Source organism: Microcoleus sp. A2-C3 (assembly GCF_036706065.1).
Classification (GTDB): domain Bacteria; phylum Cyanobacteriota; class Cyanobacteriia; order Cyanobacteriales; family Microcoleaceae; genus Microcoleus.
In genome coordinates, this window is record NZ_JAUBVX010000059.1 from 23,797 (window position 1) to 38,601 (window position 14,805).

General features: G+C 45.5%; 11 protein-coding genes and 1 pseudogene. 8 read left to right on the forward strand and 4 right to left on the reverse strand.

Annotation, left to right across the window (positions count from 1 at the left end):
* The first annotated feature begins 70 nt into the window (after window positions 1-70).
* Window positions 71-3,061, forward strand: a complete 2,991-nt coding sequence (locus tag QUB66_RS24785) for a PAS domain S-box protein (RefSeq protein ID WP_332970063.1) — start codon at window positions 71-73, stop codon at window positions 3,059-3,061.
* A 4-nt stretch (window positions 3,062-3,065) separates the two neighbouring features.
* Window positions 3,066-4,178, forward strand: coding sequence for a hybrid sensor histidine kinase/response regulator (locus QUB66_RS24790; protein WP_265236471.1), 1,113 nt, complete (start codon window positions 3,066-3,068; stop codon window positions 4,176-4,178).
* 76 nt (window positions 4,179-4,254) lie between these two features.
* On the opposite strand, the gene QUB66_RS24795 is transcribed toward QUB66_RS24790, so the two are convergent.
* Window positions 4,255-5,451 (reverse strand): NAD(P)/FAD-dependent oxidoreductase, encoded by a 1,197-nt coding sequence (locus tag QUB66_RS24795; protein WP_332970062.1) that lies wholly within the window; start codon window positions 5,449-5,451, stop codon window positions 4,255-4,257.
* 210 nt (window positions 5,452-5,661) lie between these two features.
* Here QUB66_RS24795 and QUB66_RS24800 point away from each other — a divergent pair, with 210 nt between their 5' ends.
* Together QUB66_RS24800 and QUB66_RS24805 are read left to right on the forward strand one after the other, a co-directional pair.
* Complete coding sequence (locus tag QUB66_RS24800; protein WP_265236474.1) at window positions 5,662-5,940, forward strand: hypothetical protein; 279 nt, start codon at window positions 5,662-5,664, stop codon at window positions 5,938-5,940.
* 52 nt (window positions 5,941-5,992) lie between these two features.
* Window positions 5,993-6,532 (forward strand): DUF2231 domain-containing protein, encoded by a 540-nt coding sequence (locus QUB66_RS24805; protein WP_265236476.1) that lies wholly within the window; start codon window positions 5,993-5,995, stop codon window positions 6,530-6,532.
* A 48-nt stretch (window positions 6,533-6,580) separates the two neighbouring features.
* Here the strand turns inward: QUB66_RS24805 and cutA are convergent, their stop codons facing one another.
* The 3 genes from cutA to QUB66_RS24820 form a co-directional block, all read right to left on the reverse strand.
* Window positions 6,581-6,925 (reverse strand): divalent-cation tolerance protein CutA, encoded by a 345-nt coding sequence (cutA, locus tag QUB66_RS24810; protein WP_265236479.1) that lies wholly within the window; start codon window positions 6,923-6,925, stop codon window positions 6,581-6,583.
* Between the two features lie 69 nt (window positions 6,926-6,994).
* A complete protein-coding gene (locus QUB66_RS24815) occupies window positions 6,995-7,894 on the reverse strand; it encodes a pentapeptide repeat-containing protein (RefSeq protein ID WP_332970061.1) in 900 nt (299 codons plus the stop codon).
* 252 nt (window positions 7,895-8,146) lie between these two features.
* Window positions 8,147-10,660 (reverse strand): VIT domain-containing protein, encoded by a 2,514-nt coding sequence (locus QUB66_RS24820; RefSeq protein ID WP_332970060.1) that lies wholly within the window; start codon window positions 10,658-10,660, stop codon window positions 8,147-8,149.
* 282 nt (window positions 10,661-10,942) lie between these two features.
* Here QUB66_RS24820 and QUB66_RS24825 point away from each other — a divergent pair.
* The 4 genes and pseudogenes from QUB66_RS24825 to QUB66_RS24840 all read left to right on the forward strand — a co-directional run bounded on the left by QUB66_RS24825 (window position 10,943) and on the right by QUB66_RS24840 (window position 14,697).
* Window positions 10,943-11,912, forward strand: a pseudogene (locus QUB66_RS24825) (Rpn family recombination-promoting nuclease/putative transposase).
* On the forward strand, window positions 11,909-12,109 hold the full coding sequence (locus QUB66_RS24830) for a hypothetical protein (RefSeq protein ID WP_265233743.1): 201 nt from the start codon (window positions 11,909-11,911) through the stop codon (window positions 12,107-12,109). Before QUB66_RS24825 ends, QUB66_RS24830 begins: the two are co-directional and overlap by 4 nt.
* A gap of 56 nt (window positions 12,110-12,165) precedes the next feature.
* Window positions 12,166-13,824 carry a CTP synthase gene (locus tag QUB66_RS24835; protein WP_265233742.1) on the forward strand — a complete coding sequence of 553 codons (1,659 nt, stop codon included), beginning with the start codon at window positions 12,166-12,168 and terminating at the stop codon, window positions 13,822-13,824.
* Window positions 13,825-14,271: 447 nt separating this feature from the next.
* On the forward strand, window positions 14,272-14,697 hold the full coding sequence (locus tag QUB66_RS24840; RefSeq protein WP_265233741.1) for a hypothetical protein: 426 nt from the start codon (window positions 14,272-14,274) through the stop codon (window positions 14,695-14,697).
* Window positions 14,698-14,805 lie beyond the last annotated feature (108 nt).

Consider the following 14,805-nt stretch of genomic DNA (forward strand, 5'->3'; position numbering starts at 1 on the left):
TATCAGTCATCTGGCTGAGGACTAAAAGTGTTGCTAAAGTTAGTTAATAATACTTTTTAGGTCTAGACTGATGGAATTTGCTAATTTGTTGACAAATTTACGATCGCCCTTAGCCGCTATCGATCGCCATCCTGTGACGGTTGCGCCCTCAACTTCCGTCGGGGATGCGATCGCCCTGATGCGTCTGGCGAGAAACCCTTGTCCGCTGCCAGACTCAAACGCAACGGTAAAACCATTGATTAGTTGCGTCTTAGTTGTCGAGGAAAATCAGCTAGTCGGACTGCTAAGCCAAGGTGATATGCTGAACCTAGCCACCGAATCAGGATGGCAAGAAATGAAAGTTGTCGATGCAATGACGCGGAATTTAATTATCTTAAAAGAATCAGAATTTACAGATATTTTTAGCGCATTTAAGCTATTTTGTCAACACTCGATCGATTGCTTGCCAATTGTGGACGAACAAGGTCAACTCATAGGTTTAGTCAGCGAAGAAAAGATTCGCCCAGAAATTTACAGCGTCGTCAAAATGTTGGAGCAAGAAGTTGTAAAACTTCAGCAAAAACAGTGTGATCTCTTAGCAAACAAGTCAGAAATCGAAAAACAAGTTAGCGATCGCAAACTTGCAGAAACCGCTTTGCAACAATTCAACGTAGAGTTAGAACAGCGAGTCCAGCAACGCACTGAACACTACGAACAGGCCGTATTAACAGGTAAATTGACCGCAGAAAAATTGCAAAACTCCGAAGCTGAACTGCTGGCGCTGTTTAATGCGATGACGGATATCGTGCTGGTTTTCGATGCCAGCGGCCGCTACCTCAAAGTCGCCCCCACGTCTCCCCAACTGCTCTACAAACGGGCTGTTAAAGCGCTGGGCAAAACCCTCGCCGAAATGTTGCCGGAAGCGGAAGCTAATTTTTGCCTCAGCCACATTCACCAAACCTTGGCATCTGGGGAAACCCACAGAGTTGAATACAGCATGGAAATTGGTGGGAAGTTAATCTGGTTTGATGGCAGTATTTCGCCACTGGGAGTCGATCGAGTGATCTGGGTAGCGCGGGATATTACTGCTCGCAAACACGCAGAAGCTGCACTGCAAAAGAGTGAGGAAAAGTTTCGCAATTTGTTTGATGATGCTCCAATTGCGATCGGTTTGGCAAGCGTGCGCGACTACCGCATGATCAAGGTGAATGAAGCTCACCGCCAGATGTTGGGCTACGGCGATGTGGACTGGGCAGCAATGAGTTTCGCTGATGTCACCCACTCAGAAGATTTACAAGCAGAATTCGAGCAAATCAAGCAGTTGGTCGATGGCAATATTTCTCGCTTCCAAATGGAAAAACGCTTGACGAAGAAGAATGGCGAGTTGATGTGGGCAAACTTGACGGTGACGCTGATTCGCGATCGCGATGGCATTCCTGTTTACAGCATGGGGGCGATCGAAGATATCAGTTGCCGCAAGCGGGCAGAAATGGAATTGCAGCAGTTAAAAGAACGCCTGCAATTTTTACTTGCTTCTAATCCGGCGGTAATTTTTACTGCCACACCGACGGGGAATTTTTGTATTACTTACATCAGCGACAACGTTAAGGCAATCGTTGGCTACGACCCCCAAGAGGTGTTAGCAGATTCTGACTTTTGGTCGAGCCGTATTCACCCGGAAGATAGAGCGCAATTTATCGTAAATTTTTCTGATTTGTCCGAGAGAAAAAATTGCATTTGCGAGTACCGCTTTCTGCACGGATACGGATTTTACCGCTGGCTGCGGACGGAACTAAAACTATTGGTTAACAGCAGCGGTATTCCGATCGAAATTATTGGTTACGCCGCCGATATCAGCAATTCTAAATGCGCTGAAATAGCTTTGCGACAGCAGTTCGAGCAAGAACGGCTGGTAGAGGCGATCGCCCGTCGCGTCCGCCAGTCCTTGCAATTAGAGGAAATTCTCAATACCACGGTTGCCGAACTCCAGCAAGTCTTGTTAGCCGATCGAGTTTTGGTTTATCAAATTTTACCGGAAAAAAGCGGCCGAGTCATTGCGGAAGCGGTGGCAGAAGGATGCAGCCCACTGGTGGATAGATGTTTTGGCGAAGAGGTTTTTCCGGTTCAAAATTATCAGCTTTATTTGGAAGGGCGAATTTGTGCGTTATCCGAACTAGATCACCCCTCCATTGCACCTTGTATGGTGGAGTTTATGAAAGAAATTAAAGTGAGAGCAAAGTTAGTCGTGCCAATTATTCAGCACAGCCAACTTTGGGGATTGCTGATTGCCCACCAGTGCGATAAGTCCAGGGAGTGGCAAGAATGGGAAATCAATTTATTTCACCAGTTGGTGAATCAATTGGCGATCGCCATTCAGCAATCTCTACTCTACCAGCAACTGCAAACGGAACTGAGCGATCGCAAACAAGCGGAAGCAAATTTGAAAATCTCCCTCAAAGAGAAAGAGATTTTGCTCAAAGAAATTCACCATCGCGTCAAAAACAACCTCTGCGTAGTTGCCAGTCTGTTAGAATTACAATCTAACACAGTTGCCGAACCCCAAATAGCCAAAATGTTTGAAGAAAGTCAGAATCGCCTTTATTCTATGGCTCTGATTCACGAGAAACTGTACCGCTCGACTAACCTGGCGCAAATTAATTTTGGTGAATATCTAGAAGATTTGGTCAGTAACTTGTTTCACTCTTACAATATAAGTGACAACCGGATTCAGTTGCAGGTATTAGCTGAACCAATCTCCCTAAATATTGAGACTGCTACTCCCTGCGGTTTAATTGCTAATGAATTGGTTTCAAATACCCTGAAACACGCTTTTCCTCACGGTACTAGCGGGACAGTTAGTGTAGAATGCTATCAAACGAGCGATGGAGAAATCCACCTTTTCGTTAAGGACAATGGCGTCGGCTTTCCTCAAAACTTAGATTTTAGAAAAACTAACTCTATGGGCTTTCAAGTTGTCTGCACTTTAACCGAGCAGTTAGAAGGAACCATTGAACTGTCAAGGCAAATCGGCACAGCATTTCACTTAACATTTAACGAATTAAACTATTCTCAGAGGTTGTAAAAACATGGATTTACCAGCAAAAATCATTAATATTTTGATTGTCGAAGATGAATTATTAATCGCTAAAAATTTATCTAAAAAATTAGAAAAATTGGGATATCAAATCGCCGACATCGTTTCTTCTGGAGTCGATGCCATACAGCGCGCAGCCGAAATGAGACCAGATTTAATTTTAATGGATATAGTCATCAAAGGCGACATTGATGGCATAGAAACAGCAGCAATAATCAATCAAAAATTAGATATCCCAATTATCTATACAACTGCCTATGCCGACGACGAAACTTTGCAGCGAGCCGAAAATACTGGTTCTTATGGCTACCTCCTCAAACCGTTTAAAGAAAGAGAGCTACACGCCACCATTAAAATAGTGCTGAGTAAACATCAAGAAGCAGTTAGGCTGCAAAAAATAATTACATTGGCAGCAGCAAAAAGCGAAAATAGAGCGCGATTTATTTCAATGGCATACCACGATTTAAATACTCCGTTGACTACCATACAGCTATCGGCTGAAATGCTGGAAGATAGCGAATTGCAGAGAACGCCAGGAAGTACAAATAAAAATGTCGCTCGCATCAAAAAAGCCGTCCGCAATATGAGCGAATTGCTGGAGGATATTTTAATGCTCAGCAAAGCCGAATCAGGCAAACTTTCCTTGAATTTAAATCAGCTAAATGTAACGGAGTTCTGCACCTATCTTTTAGAAGAACTACAACCGCTCGTCACCGACAAACACCTGGTAACTTTCCGCGCCCCAAAAGAGCCACTGCACGCCAATCTCGATGCAAAATTGCTGCACAACCTCCTGACTAATTTGCTTTTAAATGCTATTAAATATTCTCCAAATGGCGGCAATGTCAGTTTAGAATTAAGCTGCGAAAACCAGCAAATATTTTTTTCCGTTCGAGATGAAGGAATTGGGATGACAGCGGAATATCAGGGGAGATTATTTCAGCAGTTTGAACGGGGTGCTAATGTAGGCAATATTAAAGGATCGGGGTTGGGACTTTGCATTGTTAAACACATAGTTGATCTGCACGGGGGTACAATAAGTGTGGAAAGTGCGATCGACAAAGGTACTACATTTATTGTCGCGCTGCCTTTTCTTAGTCATTAGTCATTGGTCATTGGTCATTAGTCATTGGTCATCAGTGATATGATATCCGATCGTCGCATTATTCTTGTATTTCATTTTAAGCAAATCTATTGGGAGACAAAATCTCGTTAAGCGAAGCTATCCCGCTCTTAATCGCCCAATCTTTTGATCCTGCTGCCGAATCAGCAAATCGCTCAGCTAAAGCAGGTACAATCGCCAAAGGATTGCTCAAACCCGAAAAAACGTGCAATCCAGGGCGAGAACCAATTTCCCCAACTATGGGGAGCTTATCCGCGCTAAATGCCACAATACAATCGTGCCAAGTTGCGGGTAAATCGGCCAAAGCTGGCAAAACCTTGCCGATTCCGGCACGAATTGCGGTTTCGCTGGTTTCGCGATCGACTTTAGCATTCAAATCGCTCAAAGTTCGAGACAATTGCCCGATCCGCAAACTGCCATCATTAAATTGAATTGCACCAGCATCTAAAATCGGTGGTAACAACTCATTACCCGGTTCATCCCACAGAAAATCTACCTCAATTTTACTCGATTCAGCTTCCAATTCAAAACGTTTTAATACCGCGGGCATCACCAAAGTCCTGAGTTTCAAATCGACAGGTTCAGTCTCCAAAATCTCGGCGCGACTAAAATAAACTCCCGCAGAAATGCCAGCCGCCTTGAGCAAAGTTCGACTCCAACCTCCAGCACAAATCACCGCATTTTCGCAAGCATAACTTTCGTGTACCGTCTTGACTCCCGAAATCCGATTTCCCTCTGCTATTAAACCAGTTACTTCAGCAATTTTTATAGTTCCTCCCAACCGCGCAAACCCTTGACAATAAGCTATATTTGTGGCTGTCGGGGAAATGTGACCGTGACGCACAGTTAGAGCTCCGGCGATCGCACTTTTATTCAGTAAAGGTTCCAACTCGCCAGCTTCTGCAACGCTCAAAAGCTGCGGAGGTATCGCAAAATGCGCGTAATTTTCTACTATTTTTTCAATATCAGCGTCCGCATCAATTGTCAGCAACAGATCCAACTCGCGAAACTCAGTATCAGCGTCTAATTCCGCCGATAAATTGCGGTGGCGTTCGATACCTTCCCGACACAATTGACGAGTTAAATCAGTCGTGCCAGACCAATAAGCTAAGCCTCCATAACTAAAACGAGTCGCATTTTGCATGGTAGCATCTCGCTCCAAAAGCAGCACAGCAAAACCTTTTTTTGCGAGTTCGTAACTCAGGGCTGCACCCGTAATGCCACCGCCAACAACAATCCAATCGTAACTTTTCATGAGCAACTCAAAGGGAAGGAAAATATCATGCTTAGATTTTAGCTTAGGTTGTTTCGGAACAGGCCCAAAAGTCTCTACCTACAGAAAGAGGTGATGCGCGATCGGCATAACTGCAACTTACACCCCTTGGGAGATGTTACCGCAGGCACATTTTTTGTTCAATAGTAGCAATTACAGACAGCACAAAATTAGAAACACCACAGAGGTTTTATGAGTATCGACAAACCGGGCAAAGATATGCGCCGTACTGTCAATCCGGGCGATCGCATTTCCGACGAACCGCAAAGCATCGAAGAAAAAGCTCAGCAATTAGCAGTTGACCACGTGCCCGACATCACGGGAGATGTAGTTACAGTTCCAACTTATGTGATCGTAGAAGAACCGGACGGGGAAAAGAAAGCTTTGCACCACGTCAAAGACGCCGAGGAAATTTCCGACGTAATTCGACAGGCCCGCGTTGACGAAAATGGCGAGCGAATTTGGGATTAAGCTCAATCCAATAAAACTGGCTTTGTAGGTAGAAAACTTATCGCTAGAAATCATGGAAACAAATCAAACAAATAGTACGCCCTATCCCAATATTCCGCCGATTCTAGAAAGTGACGACACAGAGTATCGCGACGCCGGCATTACGAGTACAGTTTCAGTTGCAGGTCATCCCCTCCACCCAGTGCTGATCGTGTTTCCGATCGCCTTTTTAGTCGCAGCCGCCGGTACAGATATCGGTTATTGGCTGACAAGCGATCCATTTTGGGCGAGAGCTTCGGTTTGGCTGATTGGTGCAGGCTTTGCTGCGGGGATTTTGGCGGGAATCACGGGCTTTTTAGATTTTACGAGAATTAAAAGAGTGCGCGATCGCAGTGCCGGTTGGTTGCACATGGGCGGCAATGTGGCGGCTCTGGTACTTTCGCTGATTAACCTGGTGTTGCGCCAAGGAAATGCTGCTGAGCCGATCGTCTTTACAGGTTTAGCACTGTCGGTCGTCGTTGCCAGCTTGCTGGGCGTTACAGGCTGGTTCGGCGGCGAACTAAGTTTTCGCCACAAAGTCGGTGTTATCGGCCCTAGCAGTCAAAATATGTAGGTTTCTGAGCGTTTTTAGTAGAAACTTCAGTCCGTCTTCATAGGTGGATCATGAAGGAATTGCATTCCCAACGCTCGAACCTAAAGATTGTCCCAGCCAATTCAGATAAGCCTCGCTGCCAGCGATAATGGGAATAGCAATAATTTCGGGAACTTCATAGGAATGGAGTTCCTGAACTTTTGTTTTTAAAGCCTCAAATTTAGCCAAATCAGTTTTAATCACCAACTGCCACTCCGACTCGGCATGAATCTCGCCTTGCCAAGTATAAATCGAGCGAATTGGCGACAAACTAACACAAGCAGCCAGCTTGTGTTCAACTAGAGTTTTAGCGATATTCTCCGCATCCGCCTCCGATGCAGCAGTTACCAGCACCAACCCAAAATTAACAGTCATAAGGATTTTAGATCCGATATCAACGGATTTGATACTACCAATTACCAATTACCAATTACCAATTACCAATTACCAATTTTTAACTTCCGAAACTTCCCAAGAATTGACTTTGCACGCCCCACCTAAGGAAAAGTAGCGCCTAGTGGATTCGGGCAAAATAGCTCCAGTCAACAAAGCATTATCTAAATTGGCTCCTATTAACGTCGCCTCGCTCAAATCTGCCGCCATCAAATCAGCTTGACACAGCTTTGCCCAATTCAGATTTGCCCCGATCAAACAACTTCCTCTAAACTTAGCCCCAGTTAAGTTTGCTCCCGCCAATTTAACGCCCCGCAACTGAGCCGCACTGAAATTTGCTCCCGCCAAATTCGAGCCTTCCAAATTAGCTCCCATCAGTTTAGCTTCGCTCACATTAACGCCGCTCAAATCTGCACCGCAAAGATTCACGCCTGTCAACTGCGCTCGTCGCAGACTGACTCCGGTTAATTGAGCTCCAAAAAGTTTGGCACTGTTGAGCTTTGCACCGTAAAGGTTTGCCCATTTAAAATTAGCTCCCGTCAGATTTGCGCCGAGGAAGTTAACTAATTGCAAGTCGGCGCTGCACAAATTGGCATTCCACAACACAGCACTCCGTAGGTTGGCGCTGGTTAAAGTTGCGCCGCTTAACTTTGCTCTCGGTAACTTTGCTTTTACCAAAAAAGCTCCGCTCAAATTAGCTTTTGTCAAATCTGCGTCTGAGAGTTGGATTTCGCCCATTTTGGCAAAACTCAGATTTGCTCTGTGCAGCAGTGCGCCTTTGAGCGTTGCTTTGGTGAGAAATGCTCTGCTGAGGTTCGCCCCGGAAAGATTAGCTCGCGAAAGGTTGACTCCGATTAAGATTGCTCCGCTGAGGTTTGCCCCGCCCAGATCGGCTCCAGCAAAGTCTCTTTGTCCTTTTTCGTAATTGTTGAGCAGTTCGCTAACTTCCATAGGGCCTGATACCTTCTCTGATTGGGGAGTTCGATCGAGAAATCTTTAATCTTCAGGTTGTTTCAGAAATTCTACTGTTACAAAAATTAGACTGTTTTAGCGTTGGCATCAAACCGTATAACTTCTGTTAACATTACTTTCTGTTCAAACGCGATCTCTTAATAAAGATTTTATATTGTTCTCGCGGTAGAGATCGCCCTTTCGGTATGTTTGAATTAAAAGTTAATCTTTCGTGACATAGATAGTCATTCCTTAGCGATCGGCATTAATCCGCAACTTTAGCCTCAGCGCGCCCTTGAATCCTGCGGGAGGTTGCCAGGAGTTCAAGGCTGCCTTGAGACTCTCAATGGCGTCTGTTGCTTGCAGCGTCGAGGTTTGAGTGTCGTTAGCGAAGCCCTCGAAGAGGATCGCGACTTTCACAACGCGGCCGTTTTGTATGGATAAATCCCACACCGTCTCGCCGCTAACCGCCGCTGGGAGATTAACAGATCGCAGGTATTGATTCAGAGAGGCGATCGCCCCAGCATCCAACCCTTGGGCGCTGACTACTTGCAAGCGAGCAGCAATTTGCTGCGGGGGTGGCTCGCTGTAAGGGGCTGGCAGCGCGCGAGGAGCTGGCACTGGCCGTGCAAAATTGGGAGTCGAGTTCGAGCTGCGAGTGCCACCTCTCGTTTGGTCGCTCTCCTCCCGCTCGAAAATACCGTCATAGCTGACACCCTGCGGCAATTCGACAGGCACTTGCACGCGACGACGAGATCCATCTGGTTCGACTCGCACTTCTTCGCTCACAGCCACAAAAGCCGTGTATTCCGACAGCAAGTGATAATTTAGAGCAGTATTAGTCACAGCTTCCACCAGAGATTTAGTCTCGCCGCCAAACATTTGATTCATTAAATCTTGAATGCGCGATCGCCCCCAAAGTTGAGCTACCGCCGAATTTCCAAAATCCGTAGCGGTTGGTGTGACTGATGTTGACTCCCGCTGCCGCCCGCCGGATTGAGCAAAATTCACAGGTAAAATCTGCTCGTAAGCTTTGCCGCCCGCTTGAGTGCCGCGGATGCGCAGTTTGCCATTTGTTCGATCGCTCTTTTTGCCAAACAACACCAGCGGCTGACTCGCAAACAAATCCGGTGGTGCGATCGGATAAATCTCCGGTTTTTCCCCCACTCCTTCCCAACTAATTTGAATATTAGTCAATACCGGACTATTAATTTGACGAAAAAACTTTTCTGCCGCTGCTGCTGACGGTTCATCTTGACGAATTACTTGAGACGTGCCTCTTCCCACTTGGGCCAAACGGTTGAGCAAAAACCGATTCACCGAACTACCGACACCAAAACTATAAAGTCGATTTCCCGGTTTCAGGCTCTGCTGCACCTGGGCCAGCACTTCTTTTTCATTACCAATATAACCATCGGTAATCAGTACAATACTCCGCAGCGTTCCTGTTTTTGTCGCCGGAAACTTCATCACAGTTTGAATGCCGTTGAGCAGTTCGGTGCCGCCGTTAGCCTGCAAAGCGTCGATATAATTAATTGCCCTTTGTCGATTAGCTTCTGTATTCGCTAAAGGAGTTGTTGAAAGCGCTTTTGCAGTGTTGGCAAAATCAATAATAGTAAAAGTATCCTTGGGATTGAGTCCTTGGATGAAGCGGCGCATCAACTCCTTAGATTTTGCTAGCGGATCGCCCTGTTGAGAACCGGAAGTATCCATCAAAAACACGACATCTTTTGGTACAATTTCGTTATTTTTGTAGTTTAATGCCGGAATTAAATAAGTCGCAAAATGACCGCCCCGTTGGTCGGATTGACTCAGGACTGTGGCGCGAGTATTTTCGCCGGCTACTCGATAGCGCAGAATTAAATCTTTATTGGGAATTGTGTCAGATTCAGCTAGTTGGACGCGCACAGTATTGCCGGTGCGTTCTGTGGTAATTTGATGGGAAGTAGAGCGGACATTGCCGATCGCAACTCCGGCATCGATTTCTACCGAAACAGCAATATCGTGACCAGAGCGCGTGTTTGGAGGCAAAACAGGCGGGTTAATGCGATCGGCATCGGTGGTATTTTGCGAAATATAACGCGGCCCAACCACTGTGGGAAACACAAATTCGTAATCGCCATCGGCAAATTTGAGACTCTCGGTGTAGCGAATCGTAACTTCAATCTTTTCTCCCGGTTTGATATTAGCTAGAGACTGAGTAAAAATATTATCGCGTTCTTGTTCCAACAAACCCGCTGTTCTGCCTTGCTGGCGAGCTTTTTGGTAAATTTCCAAAGCTTCATCGCGCCGTTTGATATCAGCTTTAATAGTGCGATCGCCGATTTTAATTTCCATGTCATCCACCGCCGCTTCATCGGGCAGGGGAAATACATAAACAGCTTCTAAAGATTCGGGGAAAGGATTTTCAAACTTCTGTACAACTTCGACGCGGGAGATATTGCCGGCTATTTTGGCTTTAACTTCAGTCCGTTTGAGAGGAAAGACTTGCTCTGTGGCTGTATTTTGAGTTTTGACGAACAAACCGCCGACTGGACAGCGAGTTTCGGGCGATCGGGCTTCAAGCTTGCAATTAACATCGTTACTAGCGAGGATTTTCGGCGGCCCAGACGAATAATTTTGCCCAGGAGCATTTGCCAGCGCCGCATTGGGAGCGACGAGCCATGCACCGCACTCGTTAGCGAAGCCCTCGAAGAGGATCGCTGCGAGCAATGCGATACCACCAGAAAGCAACCGTTGAGGGGATAGAACGCAGACAAACTTCATAGTTATTTTTTTAGCAGACTTGAGGTGCTCCGTTTACCATGACTTTACCATTGCCGAAACGTTCCTGAGTTAGCTGTTCGGGAAACATGACAAGCAGACCTGGGTGGATTTTAGATTAAAGATTAAAGAAATGACTCCCTAGGCGCGGGCTGGGGACTGGCATTTGTATTGAGGTCGGTTTGGGCGATCGTCCGCGAAGCCAATGCTGAATATTGTATGATAGTGAGATAGCTTAAATAATTCTCACATCAACCTCTAAACCTCTAATAAATTAAAAATGTCATGAGTTTTATCAACCCCAAAACCAAATTTGCTTTTAAAAAAAATATTCGGCTCGGATGACAGTAAAAAAATTTTAATTAGTTTTTTAAATGCTCTCCTATACGAAGCACAGCCAGTCATCGAAAATTTAGAAATTATCGACCCCTATTTAGCTCCAAACATTAAAGGTATCAAAGACACTTACCTGGATGTAAAAGCCAAGATTAATGGTGACAAAACTGTGCTCATTGAAATGCAGGTTTTGAATGTAGAATACTTTCAGCAGCGGGTTTTGTATAATGCAACTAAAACATATTCAATGCAGCTAAGCACAGGAAGTGGCTACAGCAAGTTAAACCCTGTGATTGCTCTGACGATTACAGATTTTAAAATGTTTGAGAACATAGACACAGTGATTTCGCATTTTATCTTCAAAGAAAAGACATTTTTAGTAGATTATCTAGCAGATCAATTTGAGATGGTGTTTGTGGAGTTACCAAAATTCAACAAGGAACTAGATGAATTAGAAACCTTGACAGATAAGTGGATATACTTCATGAAAACAGCTCAAGCTTTACAGGCTGTTCCAGAAGAATTGGGAAATGTAGAGGAACTGAAACAGGCTTTTAAAATTGCCAGTACAGCAAATCTAAATGCTCAGGAACTAGATGAGTTAGATAAGCGAGAAATCTGGATTCAAGACCAGCGTGGCTCCATTAGTCTAGCTACCAAAATAGCCCTGGCAGAAGGTATCGAACAAGGTATCGAACAAGGCATCGAACAAGGCATCGAACAAGGCATCGAACAAGGAAAGCAGCAGTTACAGCAATTAGTTGTGTCGCTGTTGGAGCGCCGTGTCGGGCCGCTGTCGTCGGAGATTCAAGCTCGCATCACTCGGTTATCCGCTGAGCAATTAGAGAATTTAGGAGAGGCAGTTTTAGACTTGGCCAGTGTGTCAGATTTGACCGATCGCTTGCAGACATATTCTTGACAAAAGTAAAAAGGGTTGGTCTCTGGCGGGCCCTTCGTCTCCTCCAAAAGCGAAGTATTGAACAAGCAAGAGTTGTGAAATGGGCGATCGCACTCCAAACCCATGCCAACCGCCCGATCGAGCTAATGGCCCACTCGTCATGTCCCCACCCGTATTTGAGAAATGCTGAAACCCTGCTGGACAATTTTCGATTTTAGCTCTTAGAGTTGAGTGTTACCCTCTTAACTATAGAAACATCTAAAGTTGAAAATCTATGACCAAATTTGTGTTTGTGACCGGCGGCGTGGTTTCCAGTATCGGCAAGGGAATTGTCGGTGCTTCCCTGGGCCGTCTATTGAAGTCGCGGGACTACTCTGTCTCGATTTTGAAGCTAGACCCCTATATTAACGTTGACCCCGGCACTCTCAGCCCGTTTCAGCACGGAGAAGTCTTCGTCACGGAAGATGGTGCGGAAACTGACCTGGATTTGGGGCACTACGAGCGTTTTACCGATACCTCGATGTCTCGCCTCAATAGCGTCACCACGGGTTCCATTTATCAAGCCGTGATTAATAAGGAACGCCGGGGCGAATATCAGGGGAGTACGGTGCAGGTGATTCCCCACATCACTAACGAGATTAAAGAGCGTATTTTTCGTGTAGCAAAAAATACTAATCCCGATGTGGTAATTACGGAAATCGGCGGAACCGTGGGAGATATTGAATCTTTGCCGTTTTTGGAAGCAATTCGCCAGTTTCGCAAGGCAGTTGGGCGGCAAAATGTTGTGTATATGCACGTCACGCTGATACCTTGGATTCCTTCGGCTGGGGAGATGAAAACTAAACCGACTCAGCACTCGGTTAAGGAGTTGCGGTCGATCGGCATTCAACCAGATATTTTAGTCTGTAGGTGCGATCGGCCTTTACCTTTGGGCCTGAAACAAAAATTGTCGGAATTCTGCAACGTACCCGAAGAATGCGTCATCACCGCCCAAGATGCCAAAAGTATCTACGAAGTGCCGCTGATGATGGAACAGGAAGGTTTAGCGGAACAAACCATCAATTTGCTGCAACTCGAACAGCGGCCACCCGATTTGACTCAGTGGCAAACCTTAGTCAAACGGCTGTATAGCCCTAGCCACAAGATTGATATTGCTTTGGTTGGGAAATACGTGCGGTTGAACGATGCTTATCTTTCGGTGGTGGAAGCTTTGCGACACGGCGCAATCTCGATCGGCTGCGACCTAAATTTGCACTGGATTAACTCAGAAGATTTAGAATCGGGAAACCTCGATAACTATCTCAAAGATATGAACGGCATTGTTGTGCCCGGAGGTTTTGGAATTCGGGGAGTTGATGGCAAAATAGCGGCGATCGAATATGCCAAACAGCATAAAATACCATTTTTGGGATTGTGTTTGGGGATGCAGTGTGCTGTGATTGAATGGGCTCGCAACACCGCCCAACTAGAGAATGCTAACAGCGCTGAATTTGACCCAGATACGACCAATCCGGTAATTAATTTATTGCCGGAACAGCAAGATGTAGTCGATTTGGGCGGTACAATGCGACTGGGTTTGTATCCGTGCCGCGTCAACCCAGATACGCTAGCTTTCCAACTTTATCAAAAAGAAGTGATTTACGAGCGTCACCGCCATCGGTACGAATTCAACAACGCCTACCGCAATCTTTTCTTAGAATCAGGTTATGTAATATCCGGCACATCTCCCGACGGCCGACTCGTAGAAATGATTGAATTGCCCAACCATCCCTTTTTCATAGCCAGTCAATTTCACCCCGAATTCCAATCTAGGCCTAGCGCCCCCCACCCCTTGTTTCAGGGGTTTATCCAGGCGGCGAGCACCCAGGGAAAGCAGGATTTTGTAGAAACTGAGGCTCGCGACTTAGTAGCAGGGAAACTTGCAGGAGCCTGATCTCATACCATCTGCGATCGATTAGTTCTGATATATTAGAAGTCTGTGGGGGCGGGTGAGAGTAGACAATATTCAAATAGGATGGATAGTCGATCGTAATCTCACCCGCCCAACCCAAGAATAGGATTTGATTAGGGTGGCACTTACCGGACATGATATCGGGCAGCATTCTCAACGAGTGAAAAACCTTACCCCCTGCCCTAGCATAGGGGTTGGGGGGCTAGTACCCGAAGGGAGAAGACAGAAGGTAAAAATTCTTAGTATTTTTACTTAACTTTTTAGCTGAGATTTCAATCGTGATACCAGTTTCAAAAAAGAATGCAACTGTAGGCAAGATCCAAACTCATACAGAATCTGTCATTCCCAATCTAAAATTTAAAATCTAAAATGGTATGAGTTGTCAAACTATCCTAAAATACCAGGAAGCGCAGGTTTGAGGAGGTTTTTGTGGCGTATTGGAGCAAATTTACTTATGAGAAAAGTACATACATAATTGACCTTGACACTATTAGTGCTTTTTCTAGCGAACTGGATAACAAGCGTATCACATTTTGGCTGCCTAATAGCAGTCAGCCGATTATTCTTAATCCCCAAGGCAATCATGAGGCTTACAAGCAAGTTCTCGAATACATCAAAAAAACGATCGATCGCAATTCTAAAGGTTCGTGGATTAAGATTAATTACGATCGCAAGGAATTTGCGATCGATCTGAGTAGAATTAGCTCTTTTGCTTGCGAACAGAACGGTAGGCTAATCAGCTTTTTCCTGCCAGACAGTGCTACTAATATTATTCTCATGCGCGAAGGCAACTCAGACGATTATCTAAAAATTCAGGAATACATTAAAAATATGACTGGGCACTCTCTGCCATGAAGAAGGAGGAAGGAAGAAGGAAGAAGGAAGACAATACTTCTCGGTTAAGGTCTAAGCGGTACTGAGAATAGAAAAATGAAGCTCCTGGCGCTGAGTACCAGTACCTCT

Excerpts from the sequence above, each read along its gene's own strand:
- QUB66_RS24800 (WP_265236474.1), top strand. The coding sequence starts at position 5,662 with ATGAGTATCGACAAACCGGGCAAAGATATGCGCCGTACTGTCAATCCG.
- QUB66_RS24790 (WP_265236471.1), top strand. The coding sequence starts at position 3,066 with ATGGATTTACCAGCAAAAATCATTAATATTTTGATTGTCGAAGATGAA.
- QUB66_RS24795 (WP_332970062.1), bottom strand. The coding sequence starts at position 5,451 with ATGAAAAGTTACGATTGGATTGTTGTTGGCGGTGGCATTACGGGTGCA.
- QUB66_RS24815 (WP_332970061.1), bottom strand. The coding sequence starts at position 7,894 with ATGGAAGTTAGCGAACTGCTCAACAATTACGAAAAAGGACAAAGAGAC.
- cutA (WP_265236479.1), bottom strand. The coding sequence starts at position 6,925 with ATGACTGTTAATTTTGGGTTGGTGCTGGTAACTGCTGCATCGGAGGCG.
- QUB66_RS24785 (WP_332970063.1), top strand. The coding sequence starts at position 71 with ATGGAATTTGCTAATTTGTTGACAAATTTACGATCGCCCTTAGCCGCT.
- QUB66_RS24805 (WP_265236476.1), top strand. The coding sequence starts at position 5,993 with ATGGAAACAAATCAAACAAATAGTACGCCCTATCCCAATATTCCGCCG.
- QUB66_RS24820 (WP_332970060.1), bottom strand. The coding sequence starts at position 10,660 with ATGAAGTTTGTCTGCGTTCTATCCCCTCAACGGTTGCTTTCTGGTGGT.
- QUB66_RS24835 (WP_265233742.1), top strand. The coding sequence starts at position 12,166 with ATGACCAAATTTGTGTTTGTGACCGGCGGCGTGGTTTCCAGTATCGGC.